Source organism: Sphingobacterium bovistauri (genome assembly GCF_020295405.1).
GTDB lineage: Bacteria > Bacteroidota > Bacteroidia > Sphingobacteriales > Sphingobacteriaceae > Sphingobacterium > Sphingobacterium bovistauri.
The window spans coordinates 18,275-42,679 of the sequence record NZ_JADEYP010000034.1; the positions used below are offsets into that span (position 1 = coordinate 18,275).

At 35.9% G+C, this 24,405-nt stretch carries 24 protein-coding genes; 15 read left to right on the forward strand and 9 right to left on the reverse strand.

Annotation, left to right across the window (positions count from 1 at the left end; all coding sequences use genetic code 11):
• Positions 1–18: 18 nt before the first annotated feature.
• Positions 19–1,086 carry a branched-chain amino acid aminotransferase gene (locus tag IPZ78_RS14965; RefSeq protein ID WP_225554797.1) on the forward strand — a complete coding sequence of 356 codons (1,068 nt, stop codon included), beginning with the start codon at positions 19–21 and terminating at the stop codon, positions 1,084–1,086.
• Between the two features lie 95 nt (positions 1,087–1,181).
• On the opposite strand, the gene IPZ78_RS14970 is transcribed toward IPZ78_RS14965, so the two are convergent.
• The 5 genes from IPZ78_RS14970 to pdxA form a co-directional block, all read right to left on the reverse strand.
• The gene (locus IPZ78_RS14970) at positions 1,182–2,048 is read right to left on the reverse strand and encodes a mechanosensitive ion channel family protein (RefSeq protein WP_225554798.1); all 867 of its coding nucleotides are present in this window, start codon (positions 2,046–2,048) and stop codon (positions 1,182–1,184) included.
• Between the two features lie 111 nt (positions 2,049–2,159).
• Positions 2,160–3,080: a tRNA (adenosine(37)-N6)-dimethylallyltransferase MiaA gene (gene miaA, locus IPZ78_RS14975; protein ID WP_225554799.1), complete on the reverse strand. Its 921-nt coding sequence runs from the start codon at positions 3,078–3,080 to the stop codon at positions 2,160–2,162.
• A gap of 3 nt (positions 3,081–3,083) precedes the next feature.
• Complete coding sequence (locus IPZ78_RS14980) at positions 3,084–3,668, reverse strand: plasmid pRiA4b ORF-3 family protein (RefSeq protein WP_225554800.1); 585 nt, start codon at positions 3,666–3,668, stop codon at positions 3,084–3,086.
• 52 nt (positions 3,669–3,720) lie between these two features.
• Entirely contained in the window at positions 3,721–5,151 is a 1,431-nt protein-coding gene (locus IPZ78_RS14985) for a CCA tRNA nucleotidyltransferase (protein WP_225554801.1), read from the reverse strand.
• A gap of 96 nt (positions 5,152–5,247) precedes the next feature.
• Positions 5,248–6,303: a 4-hydroxythreonine-4-phosphate dehydrogenase PdxA gene (pdxA, locus tag IPZ78_RS14990; protein WP_225554802.1), complete on the reverse strand. Its 1,056-nt coding sequence runs from the start codon at positions 6,301–6,303 to the stop codon at positions 5,248–5,250.
• Between the two features lie 153 nt (positions 6,304–6,456).
• On the opposite strand from pdxA, the gene rsmA reads away from it, so the two are divergent.
• Genes rsmA through IPZ78_RS15005 form a run of 3 tightly spaced genes read left to right on the forward strand, consistent with a single transcriptional unit; the run spans position 6,457 to position 9,346 of the window.
• A complete protein-coding gene (gene rsmA / locus IPZ78_RS14995) occupies positions 6,457–7,236 on the forward strand; it encodes a 16S rRNA (adenine(1518)-N(6)/adenine(1519)-N(6))-dimethyltransferase RsmA (RefSeq protein WP_225554803.1) in 780 nt (259 codons plus the stop codon).
• 1 nt (position 7,237) lies between these two features.
• Positions 7,238–8,401 (forward strand): FAD-dependent monooxygenase, encoded by a 1,164-nt coding sequence (locus IPZ78_RS15000; protein ID WP_225554804.1) that lies wholly within the window; start codon positions 7,238–7,240, stop codon positions 8,399–8,401.
• A 6-nt stretch (positions 8,402–8,407) separates the two neighbouring features.
• On the forward strand, positions 8,408–9,346 hold the full coding sequence (locus IPZ78_RS15005; RefSeq protein WP_225554805.1) for an NAD(P)-dependent oxidoreductase: 939 nt from the start codon (positions 8,408–8,410) through the stop codon (positions 9,344–9,346).
• On the opposite strand, the gene IPZ78_RS15010 is transcribed toward IPZ78_RS15005, so the two are convergent.
• Positions 9,299–10,183, reverse strand: coding sequence for a UbiA prenyltransferase family protein (locus IPZ78_RS15010; RefSeq protein ID WP_225554806.1), 885 nt, complete (start codon positions 10,181–10,183; stop codon positions 9,299–9,301). The genes IPZ78_RS15005 and IPZ78_RS15010 overlap by 48 nt on opposite strands.
• Positions 10,184–10,371: 188 nt before the next feature.
• On the opposite strand from IPZ78_RS15010, the gene acs reads away from it, so the two are divergent.
• The 9 genes from acs to mnhG all read left to right on the forward strand — a co-directional run bounded on the left by acs (position 10,372) and on the right by mnhG (position 19,105).
• Positions 10,372–12,288 carry an acetate--CoA ligase gene (gene acs, locus IPZ78_RS15015; RefSeq protein ID WP_225554807.1) on the forward strand — a complete coding sequence of 639 codons (1,917 nt, stop codon included), beginning with the start codon at positions 10,372–10,374 and terminating at the stop codon, positions 12,286–12,288.
• A gap of 88 nt (positions 12,289–12,376) precedes the next feature.
• Positions 12,377–13,237 carry an alpha/beta hydrolase gene (locus tag IPZ78_RS15020; RefSeq protein WP_225554808.1) on the forward strand — a complete coding sequence of 287 codons (861 nt, stop codon included), beginning with the start codon at positions 12,377–12,379 and terminating at the stop codon, positions 13,235–13,237.
• Positions 13,238–13,335: 98 nt separating this feature from the next.
• Positions 13,336–15,651 carry a putative monovalent cation/H+ antiporter subunit A gene (locus tag IPZ78_RS15025; RefSeq protein WP_225554809.1) on the forward strand — a complete coding sequence of 772 codons (2,316 nt, stop codon included), beginning with the start codon at positions 13,336–13,338 and terminating at the stop codon, positions 15,649–15,651.
• Positions 15,651–16,076, forward strand: coding sequence for a Na+/H+ antiporter subunit B (locus tag IPZ78_RS15030; RefSeq protein WP_225554810.1), 426 nt, complete (start codon positions 15,651–15,653; stop codon positions 16,074–16,076). Before IPZ78_RS15025 ends, IPZ78_RS15030 begins: the two co-directional genes overlap by 1 nt.
• A complete protein-coding gene (locus IPZ78_RS15035; protein ID WP_225554811.1) occupies positions 16,076–16,432 on the forward strand; it encodes a Na+/H+ antiporter subunit C in 357 nt (118 codons plus the stop codon). Before IPZ78_RS15030 ends, IPZ78_RS15035 begins: the two co-directional genes overlap by 1 nt.
• A complete protein-coding gene (locus tag IPZ78_RS15040; RefSeq protein ID WP_225554812.1) occupies positions 16,429–17,937 on the forward strand; it encodes a proton-conducting transporter transmembrane domain-containing protein in 1,509 nt (502 codons plus the stop codon). The genes IPZ78_RS15035 and IPZ78_RS15040 overlap by 4 nt, the downstream gene beginning before the upstream one ends.
• Before the next feature lie 22 nt (positions 17,938–17,959).
• A complete protein-coding gene (locus tag IPZ78_RS15045) occupies positions 17,960–18,418 on the forward strand; it encodes a Na+/H+ antiporter subunit E (RefSeq protein ID WP_225554813.1) in 459 nt (152 codons plus the stop codon).
• Positions 18,415–18,687, forward strand: a complete 273-nt coding sequence (locus tag IPZ78_RS15050) for a monovalent cation/H+ antiporter complex subunit F (protein WP_225554814.1) — start codon at positions 18,415–18,417, stop codon at positions 18,685–18,687. Before IPZ78_RS15045 ends, IPZ78_RS15050 begins: the two co-directional genes overlap by 4 nt.
• Positions 18,680–19,105 carry a monovalent cation/H(+) antiporter subunit G gene (mnhG, locus tag IPZ78_RS15055; protein ID WP_225554815.1) on the forward strand — a complete coding sequence of 142 codons (426 nt, stop codon included), beginning with the start codon at positions 18,680–18,682 and terminating at the stop codon, positions 19,103–19,105. The genes IPZ78_RS15050 and mnhG overlap by 8 nt, the downstream gene beginning before the upstream one ends.
• A gap of 38 nt (positions 19,106–19,143) precedes the next feature.
• On the opposite strand, the gene IPZ78_RS15060 is transcribed toward mnhG, so the two are convergent.
• Genes IPZ78_RS15060 through tgt form a run of 3 tightly spaced genes read right to left on the reverse strand, consistent with a single transcriptional unit; the run spans position 19,144 to position 22,298 of the window.
• Entirely contained in the window at positions 19,144–20,037 is an 894-nt protein-coding gene (locus tag IPZ78_RS15060; RefSeq protein ID WP_225554816.1) for a DMT family transporter, read from the reverse strand.
• Positions 20,038–20,044: 7 nt separating this feature from the next.
• Positions 20,045–21,127, reverse strand: a complete 1,083-nt coding sequence (locus IPZ78_RS15065; RefSeq protein WP_225554817.1) for an LptF/LptG family permease — start codon at positions 21,125–21,127, stop codon at positions 20,045–20,047.
• Between the two features lie 40 nt (positions 21,128–21,167).
• Positions 21,168–22,298, reverse strand: coding sequence for a tRNA guanosine(34) transglycosylase Tgt (gene tgt, locus IPZ78_RS15070; protein WP_225554818.1), 1,131 nt, complete (start codon positions 22,296–22,298; stop codon positions 21,168–21,170).
• 131 nt (positions 22,299–22,429) lie between these two features.
• On the opposite strand from tgt, the gene IPZ78_RS15075 reads away from it, so the two are divergent.
• Both IPZ78_RS15075 and rsmG read left to right on the forward strand, forming a co-directional pair.
• The gene (locus IPZ78_RS15075) at positions 22,430–23,572 is read left to right on the forward strand and encodes a glycosyltransferase (protein ID WP_225554819.1); all 1,143 of its coding nucleotides are present in this window, start codon (positions 22,430–22,432) and stop codon (positions 23,570–23,572) included.
• A gap of 52 nt (positions 23,573–23,624) precedes the next feature.
• On the forward strand, positions 23,625–24,260 hold the full coding sequence (gene rsmG / locus IPZ78_RS15080; RefSeq protein WP_225554820.1) for a 16S rRNA (guanine(527)-N(7))-methyltransferase RsmG: 636 nt from the start codon (positions 23,625–23,627) through the stop codon (positions 24,258–24,260).
• The last annotated feature ends 145 nt before the right edge of the window (positions 24,261–24,405 follow it).

The window sequence follows — 24,405 nt, forward strand, 5'->3', positions numbered from 1 at the left end:
TTAAAATATATAAGAGAAATGAGCGCGACAGAACAAATTTCATTTCGCGTAGAGCCAACAAAAACATCAAGACTCTCGCAAGTAGACTTCAATAATCTTAAGTTTGGACAAAACATGTCGGACCACATGCTGGTCGCTGAATACAATAACGGTAAGTGGGAAGATGTCAGTATCGTCCCTTATGGTGATTTAAGTATTAGTCCATCTATGTCTGCTTTGCATTATGGTCAAGCAATATTTGAGGGAATAAAAGCTTACAAATTTGAGGATGGTACAGTAAGCATTTTTAGACCTGATAAAAACTGGGAAAGATTCAATAAATCTGCTTCACGTTTGCAGATGCCAGAGGTTCCAGAAGAAATTTTCTTAGGCGGACTTAAACAACTTTTGGATATAGATCGTGGTTGGGTACCTTCTATTGAAGGAACATCATTGTATATTCGTCCGTTTATGTTTGCTACAGAATCAGCATTGGGCGTTCATCCTTCGATTTCATATAAATTTGTGATTATCACTTGTCCTGTAGGTGCGTATTATAGCAAACCAATCTCCTTGAAAGTAGAAACGCATTATACGCGTGCAGCTGAAGGTGGTGTTGGTTTTTCTAAAAACGCAGGTAACTATGCCTTGTCTTTATACCCAACACAATTGGCAAATGATGAAGGGTATGATCAAATCATGTGGACTGATGCTCTAGAGCATAAATATATTGAAGAAGCAGGAACTGCAAATTTAATTTTTCGTATTGGCGATACTATTATTACGCCACATGGAGATACGATCTTACACGGTGTAACTAGACGTACAATCATGCAATTGGCTGAAGAATGGGGATATAAAGCAGAACAACGCAAAGTATCTGTTCAAGAACTTATCGAAGGTATCAAATCGGGTAAAGTTTCTGAAGCATTCGCTGCTGGAACAGCTGCTACGATCACCCACATTGATAGGATTGGTTTCCAAGGAACAGATTACAACTTACCTCCGATAGAAGGTCGTGATTTCTCAAATAAAGTGTTAAATTATTTGAATCAATTGCGTTACGGTAAAATTGTTGATCCATTTGGATGGAACTTTATCATCTAATTGCTGATTCGAACGATAATTAAAAGGTCTAAACGAAAAGTTTAGACCTTTTTTTATTACTCATTCGAACCGAACAAAGACTCCTTTCAATTAAACTAATTGTTCGTTTTGTTAATAACAATTTGAGTAGGAACTGGCCCGTCAATATCTTCTTTGTCAAATGCCTTTTTTACTAACTCTTGTACACCAAAATAGACATCCCAGTAATCAGCTTGTGTCGTATATGGACGGATTGCCAATGTTGTCATTCCGTTTCCAACCTCTAGAACACTTACCTCTGGAGCCGGAGACTGTAATACTTTTGAATGGCTAAGCATAGCTTGCGTAGCTACTACCCTAGCTCTATCTATATCAGTAGTCAATGCTATCCCCATTTTTAGGTCCACACGTAGATTGCCATGCGTATTAAAATTGGTAATAACTCCTGTTGACAAAGAACCATTAGGCAGAATAATAGTTTTATTCTCTGGAGAAAGAATAGTAGTACAAAAAATACCAATCTCCGTCACAACTCCCGATACTCCCTGTGCCTCGATAATATCCCCTACCTTAAATGGTTTGAATATCATCAACATCACACCTCCTGCAAGATTACCCAATGAGCCATTCAACGCTGCACCAATGGCAAGACCCGCACCGGCTAAAAGTGCCGCGAAGCTAGTAATATTTACACCCAACATTCCTACAATTGCTAGGAACATCATAATAGTCAATGAAACTTTAATTAGGGAGCCTAAAAAAGTCTGTAGAGATACATCAAATTTTTTGCGCAACATAACTGCTCGAGCTACATTCGCAATACGACTGATAATCCAACTTCCGATAAGATAAACTAAAATAGCACCCAAAATCTTTGGTACATAATCCAATGCCATATCTTTAATTTTCATAACCCAGATCTGGCCACTATCCATGAATTGCGATGCATCAGGAATCGTTGATTCAATTTGTAATAATTTCATATTTATATTATTTAGATTAATAATCAAATATCAAATTCTAAACCAATCTAAATAGGAATTGTCCACAAACTATAAGGGAGTAAATTTTATTCTACAAGAGAACGCTGTTAGTTACAATAAAGTCGCTTTCGTGAAGCTAATTATTGCATCAATATCATTAGGCTGAAACCAAGTGGTATTACCATATTTTTTGAACCAAGTAATTTGACGCTTGGCGTAACGGCGAGAATTTTGTTTGATTTTGTCAATAGCTTCTTCAAAGGTAAGTTTACCATCAAAATAATCGAACACCTCAGAATAACCAACAGTAAGCATCGCTGGTTTGTGACGATAAGCTGCTAAAGATTTTACTTCGTCTAATAATCCTGCTCCGATCATCTTATCCACACGAAGGTTAATACGTTCGTATAGTTTATCTCTGTCCATATTCAGACCAATAGTTACAATATCAAATGGTCTTTTAGATAAATCTTTCTTTTGATAGAAAGACATGGGATTACCCGTAGCTTCGTATACTTCTAAGGCACGAATTACACGTTGAGGATTATCAATATCTGCAATAGCATAATAAGCAGGATCAATATCTTTTAACCTTTGCTTCAATGGTTCTAAACCAGTTTCCTCGAAAGATTTGTTTAATGCCTCTCGTATTCCCTCAGTAGCCTTAGGCAAATCATCCAACCCCTCGCAGACTGCTCGAACGAATAATCCTGAGCCGCCAACCATGATAACCACATCTTTAGCCAAAAACAATTCATCCAATAATTTCATTGCATCGCGCTCAAAATCACCCGCTGAATATTCCTCTTGAATAGAATGAGAGTTAATAAAATGATGAGGGGCTGCAGCTAATTCCTGTGTATCTGGCTTAGCAGTACCTATAGTCATCTCACGATAAAACTGACGGGAGTCAGCCGAAATAATTTCAGTATCGAAATGTTGTGCTAATAAAATAGCCGTAGCTGTTTTACCTACTGCTGTAGGACCAACCACTACGACCAACGTTTTTTTATGTTTTACTTGTGAAGACATTAATTAATAGTTGTCTTCGCCTGAACCGAATTCTTGCTTTTCTTCTCCTTCTTCTTCATCACCATCCATCAAATCATAATCATCTTCCTCATCTACACCATATTCTTCAGTTGAAGACTCTTCAATCAGATCATCGTCATCATCATCCAAATCTGTTGCCACTGGAAAATTAGCTGCTGCCGCCATTTTTGGAGCTAAACCTACAGATTTGAATAAAGAGGGATACTCTTTACCATCTTCTTCTTTCATGATTTTCACTAACTCCACATGAAAATCGTAAGGTCTATCAAAATTATAGATATAGTAAAATTTTTGATGTGGATCATCAATAAACTTACTTAAACGAACATCTTCCATGATTAATACTCCTGTATCTTTCTTACGCGGATTCGGAAGATGTGCTATTTCTGTACCTTTTTTCCATTGATCATTACTCACATAAAATGAGGACGGGACATCTTGATGATATCCTGTTGTTTTATGAACTTCTTGATGTAACTCTAAAAAAGTACCCTTTGAAGGCATATCGATATCACGATATACATCTTCATAATCTTCGAATGTAACTCTAAATCTGTAAACTGCCATATCTAATTATATCGACTAAGTGAAGCTTAGTTTCTAACTATAAAATTATAAATTATTTTGTTGTCTCTAAAGACAATATTTGCTTTGGATCTAAATTTAGCTCTTTTGCTTTATGTAACATGAATTCATAAGCTGCTATTTTTTCATTGGGGATCTCACCATCTAAAATAGCTTCTCGAATTGCATTTTTGATAACCCCCACCTGTCTACTTGGTCCTAAGCCAAAGACATGCATGATATCTTCGCCCGTCACTGGAGGTTGCCAATTGCGCAGGTGATCGCGCTCTTCAACATCTTTGAGTTTTTGTTTTACTAACTCAAAATTGTCACGGTATTTCTTTTTCTTGAATTCATTTTTGGTAGTCACATCGGCATGACACAACAACATCAAAGCGTCAATATCATCACCCGCTTCAAAAAGCAGACGTCGAACAGCAGAGTCTGTAACGATATCTTGTGCCAAAACAATTGGTCGCAAATGCAATTGCACTAACTTCTGAACGAATTTCATCTTCTCATTCAAAGGCAATTTCATATCAGCAAACAATTTAGGAACCATACGTGCTCCTTTGTCTTCATGTCCATGAAATGTCCAACCGATTCTTTTATCAAAACGCTTCGTTGCTGGCTTAGCAATATCATGCATTATAGCTGCCCAACGCAACCACAAATCGTCCGACATTTCAGCCACATTATCCAAAACCTCTAGGGTATGGTAAAAGTTGTCTTTGTGACCTTTGCCATCTACATAATCTACACCATATAAATTCGCCATAGCAGGAAAAACCAAATGAAGTAAACCTGTATCAAACAAATATTTAAATCCAATCGACGGTTTTTTAGACAAAATAATTTTATTCATTTCATCTGTAATACGCTCTTTGGAAATAATTTGTATGCGTTCTTTTGTCTCTACAATTGCTTCCAAAGCTTGGACATCAATCTTGAAATTCAATTGTGTTGCAAAACGAATAGCACGCATCATGCGAAGTGGGTCATCAGAAAATGTTTCTTGCGGCTCTAATGGTGTACGGATGGTTTTATTTTCAATATCTACTAAACCATTAAAAGGGTCTAATAATTGTCCATAAGTAACGGTATTCAACGAATAGGCCATCGCATTAATTGTGAAATCACGACGATTTTGGTCATCCTCTAATGTACCATCTTCCACGATCGGCTTACGCGAGTCACGACGATAAGACTCCTTACGTGCTCCCACGAATTCTACATCCAAACCATCATATACTAACATCGCCGTACCAAAAGACTTATACACGGCAACTTTTGTATGCAAATGTTCGCCCAATTTCGTTGCAAAATCTATACCTGAACCTATTACCAATATATCTACATCATTTTTGAAAGGACGATTCATTATCCGATCCCGCACATAGCCACCAATCACGTACACTTCTGTACCTGTCTTGTCGGCCAAATCTTTGATAATAGAAAATATAGGATGTTGTAAATCTTCAGTCATAGCACACATATAGGCCTCACCGACCTAATTAGTTGGCAAAAATACTCAATTAAAAAGAAAAATAAGTCAAAAATATATGGTAATATCCCTATTTGACTAATCTCTATCTTTTGAAAGTTTACGGAATGCTAAAGGATTTTCGGACAATTCAGCTTGTTCACGACGGTTTTTCACAATATGAACAGCCGTAAAAATTGCTTCCAAAAATGATTCATGGGATGCCAAATTTTGACCTGCAATATCATATCCAGTACCATGATCTGGTGATGTTCGTACAACAGGTAAGCCTGCTGTATAATTTACACCTTTACGACTTGCGATATGCTTGAAAGGAATTAAGCCTTGATCGTGATACATAGCTAATACCCCATCAAATTTTTTATAAGCATCTCCGGCGAAAAAGCCATCTGCTGGATATGGTCCAAAACAGAAAATCCCCTCTTCATTTGCTTTTTCTAATGTAGGTGCAATAATTGTATCATCTTCTGATCCAATGACTCCATTATCGCCGGCATGTGGATTTAATCCCAAAACAGCAATTTTTGGTTTCTGAATCCAAAAATCAGCTTTCAAAGAATTATTCATCAAGCGCAATTTCTTCAAAATAGACTCTTCAGTAATAAGACTTGCTACCTCATTCAATGGAACATGGCCAGTTGCAACACCAATTTTCAATTCATCACAAACCATAAACATCAATACATCATCCGAATTCGTTTTACTTTGTAAATATTCGGTATGTCCTGGAAAATTAAAATTTTCACTTTGAATATTATGTTTGTTAATAGGCGCAGTAACTAAGGCATCTATTTTGCCAGCAGTCAAATCTTCAACTGCTCTTTCTAATGAAATGAAGGCATATTTACCACCAATTTCATTTTCCTCACCTAAAGTAATTTTAACATCTTCTTGCCAACAGTTAATTAGATTAGGACGCTTTGGATTCGCTTGTTCAACATCATTGATGACATTGAAGCTAAAATCATTGATATTATTGGCTTTACGATGAAATGAAGCATTTTTAGTATTACCGTACACAATAGGGGTAAAAAAATCTAAAACACGATTATCCAAAAGAGATTTAATAATCACCTCTAAACCTATTCCGTTTATATCCCCAATACTAATACCTACTTTTAATTTTTCACTCATCGTTTTTAGCGTTATTCAAACCAAAAATAGCAAAAAAATAAGAAAGATACAGCTATTTAAAAATTGATTCATAAGTATCCAGTTTTAGAATTAGCGAAATCTTTTTGCATCAATGTCATATTTACTTTTTAATTTTGAAGCTTAGAAGAGAATATGGGTAACGTACGTGCAAAAAAACATTTAGGACAACATTTTTTGAATGATAAAAATGCAGCTCAGCGTATTGCTGATGCATTAGATACTTCGTTGGGGTTCACCCAAGTATTAGAAGTAGGCCCTGGTATGGGTGTATTATCAGATTTTTTGTTGCAAAAAGAAAAATACGAAACCTATCTAATTGACGTTGACGACGAATCCATAGAATATTTAGCTGATAAATATCCTGAACTGGGAGATCGATTGATTCATGGTGATTTTCTAAAGCTGGATTTCAGCCAATACTTTGGAGAAAGGATGGCGGTAATTGGCAATTATCCGTACAATATTTCCTCGCAAATCTTATTTAAAATCTTGGAAGAAAGAGACCGCGTTGTGCAGATGGCGGGTATGTTTCAAAAAGAAGTAGCAGAACGTTGTGTAGCCAAACCTGGAAGTAAGGAGTATGGTATTCTTTCTGTTTTCTTGCAAGCCTATTATGATGTAGAATATCTTTTTACAGTAAAAGCTGGCGCATTCAATCCTCCTCCTAAAGTTCTCTCAGGCGTCATGCGCATGACACGAAATAGCATTACAGATTTGGGCTGTGATGAAGGTTTATTTTGGAAAGTAGTAAAAGCTGGTTTTAATCAAAGACGCAAAACATTACGAAATTCCCTTGCAGGTGTCATCCCAAAAGACAAAATGAGTGACAATCCTTTGTACGAATTGAGAGCAGAGCGCTTGACTGTACAAGATTTTGTAACCCTAACGAATGAGATAACAGACGCTAAATAACATGCATATAGACACTGAATTTGCGATAATTGGCGGTGGTGTAGCGGGATTAACTGCTGCAATTGGGCTCCGTCAATTGGGACGCGAATTCATGGTTTTCGAGCAAGCCAAGGTCTTAAAAGGAATTGGTGCTGGATTTGGATTAGCAGCCAACGCTATGCAGGCTTTGGACATATTGGGATTAAAAGAGGGTGTGGAAAAGATTGGATTTTATACAAATTCTTTCAATATTCTTGACCAGCGTGGCAATATCTTATTAGCACCAGATACCAAGAAACTTTCGCAACAATACAATCAAGCTAACTTTACTATTCATCGAGCTGATTTGCATTTTTATCTGCTAAATCAATTACCAATCGAGAAGGTAACATTAGGGAAAAAAGCAATTCAATTCGAACAAAGCGCTGACACTATCACGGTTTGTTTTGATGATGGAAGTACCATAAAGTGTAAATATTTACTTATTGCAGATGGTGTAAAATCTCCTTTGCGGCAACAATTACTACCAAGTAGCACACCGCGTTATTCAGGATATACATGTTGGCGCGCTACTATTGACAACAGCAGTATTCAGCTGGATAAAGGGTCAGAAACGTGGGGCGTAAAGGGAAGATTTGGGATGACTCCGTTGGTAGGCAACCGCATATATTGGTACGCTTGTGTCAATAGTAAAGCCAATAACCATACATTTAAAAATTACACAGTAAAAGATTTATCCCAACATTTTCAACATTACCATGACCCGATTCCAACTATCCTAACTGAAACCCGAAATGAAGATTTGATTTGGAATGACATTATAGATATTAAGCCGCTCTCGCATTTAGCGTATGGAAATGTTTTATTGCTAGGTGATGCGGGACACGCTACCACGCCAAATCTTGGACAAGGCGCATGCCAAGCGTTAGAAGACATTGCTGTACTGATGGATGAATTAAAAGGGGTAAACTCAGTCCAAGATGCATTTCGTAATTTTGAAAAAAGACGTTTGAAACGCACGAAATACATCACAGACACTTCCAAACGTATTGGAGAGATTTCGCAATGGGACAATCCTTTTTTGGTATCTTTCAGAAATACCATTATGAAATTACTTCCTACCAAAATTGCACAATCGGGATTAACACAACTTTTGTCTGTGGATTTTATGAAAATTGGAAAATAATAGCACATGAAAATTCTTATTGTTGACGATATACACGAAATTCTTTTAGAAAAGTTTGATAAGGCTGGAATCGCGTACAATTATCAGCCTAATATAAACAGAGAAGACGCTGAAAAAATTATTTCAGCATATTCTGGCTTAATTATTCGTTCTAAATTTCAAGTCGACCAAAACTTCATAGATTTAGCGCCTAATCTGCATCTGATTGGACGTTCGGGAGCTGGTATGGACAATATTGATGAGGATTATGCCATCGCAAAAGGTATAAGACTATTTCCTGCAAACGAAGGAAACTGCGATGCTGTAGGCGAGCATATGATTGGAATGCTATTGAGTCTCATGAACAACTTGAATCGTGCAAATGCTGAAATTCATAGTGGTCTATGGAAGCGTGAAGAAAATCGTGGATACGAACTAAAAGGAAGAACGGTTGCTTTGATTGGTTATGGACATAATGGGCAAGCAATGGCTAAAAAGCTTTCTGGTTTTGATGTCAAAGTGATTGCCTACGACAAATACAGAACAGGTTTTTCTGACCAATATGCTTCGGAAGTTTCTATGGAAGAAGTTGTCAAACAAGCAGATGTTTTGAGTTTTCATATTCCGTTGACACGTGAAACCAAAGGTTTGGTCGATGAAGAATATTTATATCACTTCCGAAAACCTATTTTTTTCTTAATGGGGGCACGAGGTGGAATCGTTCGAGTTCCTGCGGTTTTAAAAGCATTAGATGCTGGCAAAATATTAGGTGCTGCATTTGACGTATTACCGGTGGAGAAATTTCCGGCTTTAGGTCAGCAAGATTGGTATAAAGATTTAATCTCCAGAGACAATGTTATCTTGACTCCACATGTGGCAGGTTGGACTTTTGAAAGCTATTTCAAACTTTCGGATATTTTAGCGGATAAAATTATCAACGATCTGAATACAAACCACACAGATTAAATATTGCATAACTAACATCAAATCCAGTAAATAAACATTAAGAAAGCTATTCCGCTCTTTAAATATTTTGAAGTTAAATAATAAAAGAACCAAAATATCACATAAAATTAAACCGATTTTAATTGATCCAAGTGTTTGCATAAATAGCACTAGGATAATATGTGCCATTAACAAAAGATAACATAACACCTTCGTTTTACGCTCCCCCAATGCGATTGAAACAGTCTTGAGATGATAATATGAATCTTGTTTCATATCCCGCAAATCAAATGGCAACGTGATTAGTATTATAAACAAGAATTTGCATAGCAAAAGATACAATAAGCTTCCATAATTTAAATCCTGCAAAGTATTTCCACTTTCAATATACACCAATCCTACTGTGCTCAAAGACCAAATTAAGGCTATATGAAAGACCTTAATATATGGTAAGTGTCTAAAACTTTTCCTTTCTCCTTTAAAGTTCAAAATTGGTAAAACATAAGCTAAACTTATAACCCCAATAAAACCGAAGTAAATCAAGGTTTGAAGACTTATCTGTGTAAGTGCAAATAAAAGAAGAGTTAATGCTAAAAGACTTATTGTCCAAAATATTGACATATGATCAAATACCCATCTTGTGCGCTCGTAAGGTGATTTTGTATAATCTTTAGGTTTAGACATCCATATACTCAAATTGTACAACAACAACGTAGCACAAAACTCAACTTGAACTATGTAAATATTGTAAGGAATCTGAAAAACAGCATAGCTCAAAAGCACTTGAGCACCCGCCCCTATTGCTATTAAAATATTCGTGAACACTAAAATCTTCCAAACCTTTATTAGTGATTTCATGACAAAAATTTATTCACTTTGACACAGATAATTATCAATTATATACATCCTTTGTTCGCTTTTAATGGCAAAAAAAATTAAATTAGTCTCTAAATCAGACGTTTTACATCATTGAATAAATGATTGTCTGAATCGGATAACTAAGTATAATAAAGTATAAACCTATAGAAAATTTAACAGAAAGAAAGATGAGTTTTCAAATTAAAACTTTTGAGGAGTATCAGGATGCTTATAAGAGAAGTGTCGAAAATCCAGAGGAATTTTGGGGTGATGTCGCTAGCAATTTCTTTTGGAAAAGAAAATGGACGAATGTCTTAAATTGGAACTTTACCGAGCCCGATATCAAATGGTTCGAGGGAGGTAAATTAAACATCACAGAAAACTGCCTAGACAGACATATTTATAAAAATGGAGATACACCGGCGATTATTTGGGAACCAAATGACCCATCTGAATCACACCGTATCTTGACATACAAACAACTTTTAACAAAAGTTGAGCAATTTGCGAATGTATTAAAAAACAATAACATCAAAAAAGGTGACCGTGTATGTATTTATTTACCGATGGTACCTGAATTGGTTATAGCTGTATTAGCCTGTGCTCGTATCGGCGCTATTCACTCTGTTGTTTTTGGAGGTTTTTCTGCGCAGTCTATTGCTGATCGTATCAATGATGCAGAATGTAAATTGGTTATCACGGCAGATGGTGGTTTCCGTGGAAATAAAGTTTTAGAATTAAAAACTATTGTTGACGATGCATTGATGCAATGTAAGTCTGTCGATAAAGTAATTGTATTGACTCGCTCTCGTACACCTATTTCGATGTTAAAAGGTCGTGATGTCTGGTGGGAAGATGAAATTAAGAAAGTGGAAACACAAGGAAACCCAGCTTGTCCAGCAGAAGAAATGGATGCTGAAGACACCTTATTTATCCTTTATACATCAGGCTCTACAGGCAAACCAAAAGGTGTTGTACATACAACTGCGGGGTACATGGTTTACACAGGATACACTTTTGCAAATACTTTCCAATACCAACCTGGTGAAGTTTATTTCTGTACTGCTGACATCGGCTGGATTACAGGACATAGCTACATCGTATACGGACCATTATCACAGGGCGCTACTTCGTTAATGTTTGAAGGTATCCCTACATTCCCTGACGCAGGTAGATATTGGGATATTATTGACAAATACAAAGTGAATATTCTTTATACTGCCCCTACAGCAATCCGTTCTTTAATGGCTTTTGGTGATGAATATGTAGATTCAAAAGATTTATCTTCATTACGTGTATTAGGCTCAGTGGGTGAACCTATCAACGAAGAAGCTTGGCATTGGTACAAAGACAAAATCGGTAAAGGAAAATGTCCAATCGCTGATACGTGGTGGCAAACGGAAAATGGAGGTCACTTGATCACTCCTATTGCAGATGTAACACCAGAAGTACCAGGTTATGCTTTATTACCACTACCAGGTGTTCAACCATGTTTGATGGATGAAAATGGCAAAGAGATTGAAGGGAATGATGTTTCGGGTAACCTTTGTATAAAATTCCCTTGGCCGGGAATGCTTCGCACTACTTGGGGAGATCATGAGCGTTGCAAACAAACATACTTCTCTACATATGCAAATATGTATTTCACTGGTGATGGTTGTTACCGTAGTCCAGAAGGCTACTACCGCATCACAGGCCGTGTGGATGATGTATTAAATGTTTCAGGTCACCGTATTGGCACAGCCGAAGTGGAAAATGCAATCAATATGCACTCTGACGTAGTTGAATCTGCAATTGTAGGTTACCCTCACCCTGTAAAAGGTCAAGGTATCTATGCTTACGTAATTGCTAATCACCACATCGATGCAGACAAAACTCGTCAAGATATCTTACAAACTGTAACACGTCTAATTGGCGCTATAGCAAAACCAGATATCATTCAATTCGTAAGCGATTTACCAAAAACTCGTTCTGGCAAAATCATGCGTAGAATTTTGCGTAAAGTTGCTGAAAATGATTTGGGAAGTTTAGGTGATACCTCTACATTACAAGATCCTACTGTAGTAGAAAAAATTATTGAGGGAGCTGAAAAACTTCGCAAATAGGACAAGACTTATTAAATATCAAAGGGATAGATTTTCTATCCCTTTTTTTGTTAAATTTATATTCCACAATATATAAACCTAATAGCGGATGAAATTTCAATATTTATTAATACTAGCATTTTTATGCCTGATAGGCTGTAAAGACGAGGATTATTCGCCTCAGATAAGTAATGTAGTGTATCAAGAGATAAAAGACACTTCATATGGCGTTGGTGCTAGGAATAAAATGGACATATACTTACCTGCCAACAGAAATGAGCATACAAAAACGATAATAGCAATTCACGGCGGCGCTTGGATCAGTGGAGATAAATCAGAACTTAATTATATAATCAAAAACATAAGAGCACTTGATCCTAACATAGCTATAGTAAATATAAATTATTCATTGGTCGACGGAAAATCTGTTTTTTTACAAGATCAAATTAATGATGTTGTGAAAGCTGTTAATTTTGTTCAAGATAACACTTCTAAGTTTTTAATATCAAATAAATTTGCCATCGTTGGAGCTAGTTCTGGAGCGCACTTAGCTATGCTATATGCTTACAAATATAACGACTCGAAAAGCGTGAAAGTTGTAGGAAACTATTTCGGCCCAACTAGATTAGATTCAAAAGAGTGGTACGACTCCTTTAATTTAGGTTTATTTATATCAGTTGAAGATTTATTATTCCCCTTATTTGGAAAGCCTTGGGATCTGTCATTATATAGTGGCTATAGTCCTTATTCCATTGTGAATAGTATAAATGGCAAACCTACAGTATCGTTTCATGGAGCACTCGACCCTATTGTACCCAAAGATCATTCAAAAGACCTAAATGCTAAATTAAAACAACTTTCGATACCAACTGAATATTATGAATATCCCTATTCTTTGCATGAATTGTCTGACAATGATTTGAAAGATTCATACCCTAAACTTCTATCATTTATTAATAAAAATTGGTAACAAAACGTAGTTAATTTATAAAACTGTCAATTTTCGCACCTGAAAACCGTCCATTTTTATTATTTTTATGGAATTCATCAATCCATAATAAATTGTAAATGTTATTAACAGTATTATCAGGATTAATATTTTCTATTGTTCTCGTTTTATTCGGCAGGAAATTCAAAGCCAAATGGAGTATTTTACTCCCTATACTTCCTACTCTATTATTTTTGTATTTCGCGTATCAAATACCTCAAATTTCGGAAGGTAAATCTATCATACAACACATAGATTGGGTACCATCTTTAGGTGTTAATTTTGATTTTCATTTAGATGGATTATCCTTATTATTTGCGTTATTAATAACGGGAATAGGCTCTTGCATATTCTTTTACGGACGGGCATACCTGAAGGGACATCCATATTTTGATAGATTTTTCGGTTATCTCCTTCTCTTCATGTCGGCAATGTTGGGGGTTGTCTTATCAGACAATATTTTACTTCTGTTTGTGTTTTGGGAATTGACTAGTATAAGTTCATTTTTCTTAATCGGATTCAACAATGACAACCCTGATTCACGCAAAAGTGCATTAACTGCACTTGGAATAACAGGGTTCGGGGGATTCTTTATGTTACTAGCATTAGTGTTAATAGGGAATATTGCTGACACATATACGATCTCAGAATTATTTACCCACAGAGAAACCATTCTCAATCACGAGCTTTATCCATTAATAATTGGATTACTCTTTGTTGGAGCATTCACTAAATCAGCACAGTTTCCATTCCATTTTTGGCTACCTGGAGCAATGAAAGCGCCGACACCAGTCTCCGCATATTTGCACTCTGCTACTATGGTAAAAGCTGGGATTTATCTTCTTGCTCGTTTTACCCCTATACTGGGGGATCATACATATTGGAATACAACATTACTAGTTGTGGGTGGAATTACAATGCTTTATGCAGCAATTCACTCTTTATTTCGAATTGATATGAAAGCTATTTTAGCTTATTCGACGATATCTGCGTTAGGCGTTTTGACATTTTTATTAGGTTTGGGGACTCGTGAAGCAATGATTGCTGTCTCTGTCTTCATATTAGCACACGCCCTATATAAAGCAACACTTTTCATGGTCACAGGAATCGTAGACCACGAAACGCATACTAGAGATATTACTGTACTTTCGGGATTAAGAAAAGTATTAGGTCCTGTTGCATTAGCTGGTATATTAGCTGCATTATCAAGTGCAGGCCTACCTTTTCTGACATTTGGATTTATTGGTAAAGATCTTATTTATGAAGCGACATTACACTATACTATCCCGGAGTGGATTTGGATATTAACAGGACTGGCCGTAGCTACAAATATTGGATTAGTAGCTGCTGGTTTTATGGCAGGTATCAAACCCTTTGTTGGTACATTACCACAAGAATTTGAAAAAGTACATCTTCCTTACAAATCAATGTGGATACCACCATTACTATTAGCTATACTAGGTGTAATATTTGGAATACTACCTGCATTAGCAGGCGATTTTATAACTAACACTGCATCTAATGCTATATGGGGTAACGATACAGCTTCTCATCTGAAAGTTTGGCATGGATTCAACACTGTGTTCATATTGAGTTTAGTGACTTTAATAGTAGGATCATTAATATATTTTATTAATAAACCTAGCCTTTCAAAATTACAGGCTGTAGAAAGATTAAATAATATCTCTCCTCAACGTATTATTACTGGCTATGCCAATGACATCGTACGATTCGGACAATGGTATACCAACTTATTTCACAACGGTTATTTACGTTCATACCATTTAAAAATTATTTTATTTGCTGAAGCGTTGATCGCATACAGACTGTGGTTGAGTGGCCCTATCAATGTTGACTTTTGGACATTGACTTATCCTGACTGGTATGAGATCGCTATTATATTTATCCTAATTGGCGCTATATACCTCGTGGTAACGACACCTTCTAGATTAACAGCTGTTGTCGGAATGAGTGTAATTGGTTATTGTATCTGTTTGATATTTGTGATCTATAGTGCCCCAGATTTAGCAATGACCCAATTTACAATTGACACGTTAAGTACTGTATTATTTGTATTGGTACTTTATAAGTTACCTCCGTTTATAAATCTAACCAGTCATACCGTTTTAATTAGAGATGCTGTAGTAGCATTAGGTTTCGGAGTTATATTAAGTTTAGTTGCATTCAAAGTATGGTCAGAACCAATCTCTACCGAAATATCTGATTTCTATGGGGAGAATGCTTACCTACTTGCTAAAGGTAAAAATGTAGTCAATGTAATCTTAGTAGATTTTAGGGGAATAGACACCATGTTTGAAACAGTAGTATTGAGTATTGCAGCAATAGGTGTGTATAGTTTAATTCGTCTACGTTTAAAATCATCTGAAAGAGAATAATGAAAAGTCCGATATTACAATCCGCAACTAAATATTTGTTGCCTATATTATTACTGTTCTCATTCTTTTTACTTTTAAGAGGACATTATTATCCTGGAGGAGGGTTTGTTGGTGGATTAGTCGCTTCAATAGCATTTGTGCTTCATAGTTTTGCAAATGGTCCTGATGAAACGATGAAAATTTTAAAGAGAAAACCTCTTTCACTTATTCCTACTGGATTAAGCATATCTGCCTTAAGTATCACATTGCCATTATTATTTGGGTATCCGCCCATGACGGGTCTTTGGTTTGAAGAACCTATTCCATTTATAGGAATGATTGGCTCATCCCTATTCTTTGATCTTGGAGTATATTTAGTAGTTGTCGGTGTTGTATTGACCATATTATTCACTATTTCTTTGAATAATTTAGAAGAGAAAAACTAATGGAATTATTACTTATCATATTGATTGGATTGCTTTACGGCGCTGGTGTCTATATGATTCTTCGAAGAAGTATGGTAAAGCTACTTTTAGGAATCATGTTTTTGGGCACTGGTGCTAATATTTTGATTTTTTTATTAGGTGGAATTACTAAAGGAAAGCCACCGGTTATTGATGAATCATTAAAAATGTTTCAAGATAATTATGCTGACCCGATTCCACAAGCGTTAATACTTACTGCAATTGTAATTAGTTTTGCTTTAACGGCGTTTGCAATTGTTTTATTAAAGCGAGTATATGCATTAGTTGATTCAGATGATTTGGATGATTTAAATACACCGGAGGAGGAAGATATATGATTGATAACCACATTTTAGGGCCGGTTTTTATACATTTATTTACAGCGATTCTACAGCTAATAGCTTGGAGAAAGACTGTTACACAACGTGTCATTAGTGGTATTGGTTCGTTCTTAGGTGTGCTAGTATCTATTCGATTGCTTGACAAAGTTGTTGACAATGGTATCTTGACCCTGAATGCATCTAATTGGGAAGCTCCTTTTGGTATTGTCTTCGTAGCCGATTTATTAAGTAGTACTCTGGTACTCATTACCTCATTAGCTGGCTTAGCTGTTTCATTATTCTCTTCTACAGGAATCAATAGACAACGCATGCTCTATGGGTATTTCCCTATTTTCCATTTTTTGGTCATGGGGCTGAATGGCGCATTTCTGACTGGAGATATATTTAATTTATACGTTTGGTTTGAAGTTATTATCATTTCTTCTTTTGTTTTAATGACATTAGGTGGAAGGAAGCAGCAGCTAGAGGGTGCTGTTAAATATATGGCGCTCAATATTCTCGCTTCAACATTTTTCTTGACTGGTATAGGCATACTGTATGGTATTACAGGCTCGTTGAATATGGCTGATTTATCACAAAAGATAAAACTCGTAAATAATCAATTTTTAATTGGTATTACTTCCACATTCTTTTTAATAGGGTTCGGTATCAAATCAGCTGTCTTTCCACTTTATTATTGGTTACCTTCTTCTTACCATACGCCACCATCAGCTGTAGCAGCGACTTTCGGAGGATTACTAACCAAAGTGGGTATTTATGCCATGTTGCGTGTATTCAGTCTCATATTTATTCCCGATGAATTCACTCGCAATCTATTGATGGTATTAGCAGTATTGACTATTATCACGGGAAGCTTGGGTGCACTAATTAAGCTTAACATACGTCGATTGTTCTCGTATCTCATTGTATGCCACATAGGTTTTATGATTGGAGGAATAGGTATGTTTACTAAGGTAGCATTGATGGGGACTATATTCTATTTGTTTCATGATATTTTGGTGAAGACAAATATGTTTTTGATAGCAGGGGTAATTCGACAAATGCGCGGTACAATGGAAATGAAATATTTGGGTGGTATTTATGGACAATACCCTAAGATTTCGTTATTAATAGCTTTAGTACTTTTTTCGCTTGTAGGTATTCCACCATTATCTGGTTTTTGGCCAAAAATATTTTTGTTTAAAGAATCCTTAAACTTAGAGCATTATGCATTTGTTGCAGCTTTAGTATTAGGAAGTTTTGTGACATTATTTGCAATCGCAAGAATGTGGTCAGAAGTATTTTGGAAAGATGTACCAGCTGGTGTAGACGCCGAAGATAAATTTGCTCCTATGCCATTAGCTCGTAAGATATTATTGATCCTTCCGATTGGTCTTTTGGCAGCAATAACAATTTTTATTGGATTGAATGCTGAAGTTGTTGTGCAGTTAGTCGATAAGATTTCAGACCAATTGGTAGATACTTCAAGTTATGTAGAAGCAGTTTTGGGAAAACAAAATTAGTAGTATGATTAAGCAATTTCTAATGAACTTACTGCTATCATTTATTTGGGTAGCGTTGACAGGTTCCATGTATTATACGAATTTTGTATTCGGGTTTATGCTCGGGTTTGGAATTTTATGGATCATGAATCGCAATGATGGTGATCGTAGTTATTTCTATAAAGTACCGCGAATCATTAGTTTTGTGTTCTATTTTATTTGGGAAATGATCAAAGCTAATGTTCAGGTAGCTTATGATGTAATGACACCAAGATATTTCATGCGTCCAGGGATTATTCGTTTTCCCCTGAATGCAAAAACAGATACGGAAATAAACTTATTATCAACAATGATTTCTCTTACACCAGGAACTCTTATTATTGATATTAGCGAAGATAAAAGGACAATGTATATTCATGTCATGTACTTAGATAATCCAGAAAAATTTGTACATGAAATGAAAACAGGGTTAGAACGAAGATTATTGGAGGCAATACGATGACACTAGAAACATATTTTGATTATTTCATACTTCCGATACTAACTATTTCGGTTATCTTAGTCTTTATCAGACTAATAAAAGGGCCTAAGGTAGTAGATCGTGTTATAGCTCTAGACCTTATAATCACTATAGGTATTGGAATTATTACGATTTTCACTATTCGTTCTAATCAGAAAGTCTTGTTGGATGTAGCTATAATGTTGGCACTAATTGCATTTTTGGGCACTGTTGCCTTTTCATTTTATATAGAAAAAAGAGAAGATGATTGATATTTTAATTGGCATACTAAGTACTATCGGTGCTTTTTCGATATTTTTTGCTTCGTTAGGCATATTACGAATGCCTGATTTTTACCTAAGGTTATCTGTGACTGTCAAGGCCGCTACGCTTGGCGTAGGGTTACTTTTATTATGTGCTGCGATCATTTTTCCTGACATTTCTGTCAGTACCAAAGCCATAGCGATTACGTTTTTCTTGATTATCACCTCTCCTATTGCTGCACATATGATTGGAAGAGCTGCTTATTTTACGGGCACTCCCCTATGGAAAGAGACGATTGTAGATGAATTGAACGGTATGTATGACAAAGAAACACATGAACTTAAAAATGAAAAGCAAGTCAATCTCGCTGAAATATGTGGCGATGAGCCAGATCAAATAGCAGATACTGAAGAAGAAACTAAATAAAAAGATCCAAGCAAAATTGCTTGGATCTTTTTATTTAGTTATGCTGCAGCTTTCAAGTTTAAAAGTTTTGTCTTCAAAGTTGGATATACAAAAACAGCACCTAAGATTATAATGGCTCCTGCATAAAAACCTACACTCATCTTTTCTGTACTGCCAATAAAGAAAAATGCCAAAACAATTCCATACACTGGTTCGAGATTTGTAACTAACGCTACCGTAAAGGCACTTAATTCTTTCATTACCGCAACTCCCAAAACATATGCTAATGCTGTACAGATACTACCCAGTACAAATAAATAAAAGAAATCACTACTTGACAAGAGCATATTCTCGTCAAATTGACCGGTAAAAAGAAGGACTAATGAGACGCCTATGAAAGCACCTATCATTTCATATTGTGTGATTATGCTCGGACTAGTTTTCTGTACCATTTGTCCATTCAAAATAGAAAACACACTCGCGCATAATGCCGCTCCCAAGCCCAAACTAATACCTAGCCAGTATTTAAATTCAAACTTGAAAATTAAATATATGCCGAATATTATAACTACACCAACAAGTATATCACCGATCGACATTTTTCTCCTATAGAATAAAGGCTCTAAAATTGATGTAAATAATGTCAAAGACGAAAGTGTAACGAGTGTTACTGAAACTGTAGAAACCTTTATGGCTTGAAAAAATAGTACCCAATGCAATCCAACTAGCAAACCTACACCCATGAATTTTAGAATATCCTTTGTAGGAACAAGCATCTCCTTGCGCATGATAAAATGATAGCCTATCAAAGTCAATGCTGCTATCAACACACGATACCAAACCAATTGAAGTGCAGGAGTAGAAATTAGAGACCCAAGGACACCCGTAAATCCCCAGATTAACACCGTAAAATGTAAGATAAACAAATTACGATGACGTGTAAAAAAAATCATAGATAAATTATTTTGGAGCTTTTCTGAGCAGAATAATTGCTAAAACTAAAAATAACAAACTCGGCGTAATCACAGCTAATAATGGAGGGAAACCAGCTTTGAGTGAAAACATAGTCGTAAATTGATTCAAAACCAAAAAAGTAAAACTCAATCCTATACCAATCCCCAAACTCAACCCTATACCTCCACGTACTTTTTTAGAGGATAATGCTACTCCCATTAACGTAAGAATTAGTGCCGCAAAAGGTGTTACCCATCTTTTATATTTCTCTAACAAAAGATCTGTCATCATCCCAGTACCACGAGTTTCCTCTTTCGTAATACGCTCGTTCAGCTCTTTAGTGGTCATTGCCGTAAAGACATTTTCGTATACTTCAAAGTCACGTGGACGCATATCCAATGTAGTATCACGTTTATCACCCTTGTCCATCTTCTCCTTCAGACCTGTTATAATACGGTTTGTATAATTCTCTATACGCCACTTATTAATGGTAGAATCCCACACAACACGCTCAGACATTAGCTTTTCAGTCATTTCCAGCCCATCAAATTTTTCTAACACAAAGTTATAACCAGTTGAAGTTTTAGTATCAAAATTATCGATATATACATAGGTATTACTATCGATTTGCATATGTGTAGAAGACTTATTAGTACTAACCTTATGCGGTCTGACGTATACGTTTTCAAAATTTACCTTAATCCGATTGGTTTCTGGTAAAATCCAAAGGTTAGAAACTAACGTAAAAATGGTAATAATAGATGCTCCATATAAATATGGCCTTAGCATCCTATTAAAGCTCATACCACCATTCAGAATAGGCACAATCTCTGTTTGATCCGCCATTTTTGAGGTGAAGAAAATCACCGCAATAAAGTTGATCAATGGCGTCAACATATTTAAGAAAAATGGTACCGATCCCAAAGCATAGTATTTGAACAATACATCAACAAAAGAAGCTTTGTTTTTCAGGAAGTCATCTAACTTTTCCGAAATATCAAAAATCACTATCACAACAATAAAAATGGCTACCGTAAACACGAATGTAGTCATGTACTTCTTGAAGATATAGCGATCTATGATATTCATTGTCTCAAAGTAAACAGTAAAAAATGAAAAGTAAAAATGTTTACAGACGTTGGCCCAATATTTTCACCATTTTTTCTTTCCAATCGTAGAAAGTACCTTCCACAATTTTCTCTCTCGCCTGCTTAACCAACCACAGATAGAAATGCAGATTGTGTAAAGAAGCTATCTGTGCTCCCAAAATCTCTTGCGATCTGATCAAGTGTCTCAAATAAGCTTTGTTGTATATTTGATCCATCATCAAATCACTTTCAGCTTCTATTGGTGAGAAATCATCTTTCCATTTCTCATTTTTGATATTAATAATACCATTTTGAGTAAATAGCATACCATTACGCGCGTTACGCGTTGGCATCACACAGTCAAACATATCAATACCTAATGCAATATTTTCCAGAATGTTGATTGGTGTACCTACCCCCATCAAATAACGTGGTTTTTCTTTTGGAAGAATATTCGTTACCACTTCAGTCATTGCATACATCTCCTCAGCAGGCTCACCTACAGACAATCCACCAATGGCATTACCCTCACGTTCAAAAGAGGCTATAACTTCAGCTGATTTGGCACGTAAATCTTTATAAACAGAACCTTGAACAATTGGAAATAAAGTTTGGTCATAACCATATAATGGTTGTGTACTGTCAAAACGGTCACAACAACGTTTTAACCAACGGTGAGTCATATCCAATGAACGGCGTGCGTAATTGTAATCACATGGATATGGCGTACACTCGTCAAATGCCATAATGATATCTGCACCGATAATACGTTGCGTATCCATTACATTTTCTGGAGTAAACAAATGTTTCGAACCATCCACGTGCGAACGGAAAGTAACTCCCTCTTCACGAATTTTACGGACCTCTGTCAACGAATAAACCTGATAACCTCCAGAATCCGTCAAAATCGGCTTATCCCACCCATTGAATTTGTGCAATCCACCTGCCTTTTGCAATACATCCAATCCCGGTCTCAAATACAAATGATAGGTATTACCTAGGATAATTTGCGCTTGAATATCATTAACCAATTCATGTTGATGCACAGCTTTCACTGTCCCAGCAGTCCCTACTGGCATAAAGATAGGTGTTTCTATATTTCCATGAGCTGTCTCTAATACCCCTGCACGTGCACTGGAAAGTTTATCTTGAGCTTGAAGCGTAAATTTCATATACTTAGTAAAAATCAGGTGCAAAAATACTATAAAATATTGAGCCTACCTCATTCGCTGGATTTTATTAGCAATTCTTAACTGTTTTCTGATAATTTTAGAAAATATCATTCTATCTTTGAGTCTTCATTATGCATATTGATTTAGACACGATTATACAAATACCTTATGTGCTCTACAGCATTTTAGGGATACTTCTGCTTATACAATTGTATTTTATTCTATTTGTCTACAGCAAACTTTCTTTGTATAGAGTAAAATCATATCAGGATTCTACAGAGCTGAAGCCTGTTTCGGTTATTATTTGTGCAAACAATGAACAAGAAAATCTGAAACAATTTCTTCCAAGTATCTTGGAACAAGATTATCCTAATTTTGAAGTGATTGTAGTCAATGACTTCTCAACGGATGAAAGTAAATGGATTTTGGAAGATTTCAAACGTCAATATCCTCACTTATATGTGGTCGATATTAAAGAACACATAAAACTGAAAAATTCTAAAAAATTTGCCCTTACCCTGGGAATTAAAGCGGCCAAAAACGAAGTACTGATTATGACAGATGCAGATTGTCAACCGCAAAGTAATCAATGGTTAAAAGAAATAGCTGGTGCATATTCCGAAGGAAAAGAAATTGTGTTAGGCTATTCCCCTTACTTCAAACAATCCGGTTTTCTCAATAAATTGATTCGTTTTGAGACTGCACATACAGCAATGAGCTATCTTTCTTATGCACTTAAACGAGATGCATACATGGGGGTCGGACGCAATCTCTCGTATTTGAAATCCTTGTTTTTCAAAGGAAAAGGCTTTAATGCACATATGCATATCAAATCAGGGGATGATGATTTATTTGTAAATCATAATGCAACACGACACAATGTAAACATCGCTATTCATCCTGACGCGCAAGTATATTCAAATCCTAAAGAAACGTGGAAAAGTTATTACAAACAAAAAGCGAGACACGCTGGAGCGTCTGTGCTTTATAAAAAATCACACCAGCGCATGTTGGGTACACAGTTAATTACTGCATTTTTATTTTATGTGTTGCTCATCGTATGTATAGCGTGCTATCCATCATTATGGTATATCGGCGTAGGGATATTTTTCTTGCGTTACATTTGCCAAATGATAGTATTCTCATCCATCTATAAGAAACTTGCAGTCAAAGACTTATTAGTATGGTTGCTCATTTTGGATGTCTTTTACTATTTTTACATTTGTCTAAACGGTTTATTTAACCGCAAAAAGAAACAAAAATCTTGGAAATAATCTGATTTATCAGCATTATTTCTTTCCATTACAATTTAAAACACAAGGAATCGTGAATTCAACTGTAGATATTATTTTCAACTATTTTCCACGTCTTACGGAAAAACAAAAAGAGCAATTTAGCAAATTAGCAGAGGTTTATCCCTTTTGGAATGACCAAATCAATGTGATTTCTCGCAAAGACATTGAAAGTCTATATTTGAAACATGTCCTGCACTCCTTAGGCATTGCCAAATTTGTAACTGAACTTACACCTGGCACACGCATTTTGGACGTTGGTACAGGTGGAGGGTTTCCAGGCATTCCATTGGCAATCATGTTTCCTGAGGTGCAATTTCATTTGGTAGATTCGATTGGTAAAAAAATCAAAGTCGTACGTGAGGTCGCAGCAGCTATTGGTTTGACTAATGTAGAGGCTGATCACATTCGCGCAGAACAACTAGACTACAAGTATGACTTTGTGGTTTCACGTGCAGTGACAAGACTTGGAGACTTTACACCTTGGATACGCAACAAATTCGAGAAAAAAGATAAAAATGCAATTCCTAATGGCATTCTGTACCTAAAAGGTGGAGAACTAAAAGAAGAGATTAAAGAATCTAGGTTGAAAGCCGAATTACACCCTTTAAGTTTGTACTTTAAAGAAGATTTCTTTGATACAAAATATGTGGTCTATGTACCGATGTAATAAAAAAGGCTCCAGTGCTGGACATGCCCCAAAAAGTTAGACACTTATTTGGGGCATTTTTATGAGAAAAAATCAGAAGTATAATTTCAATTTTAAGTTACGTTTAGTAACTATTCTTCAGCAGGGCAAAGATAGTATTGGAGGT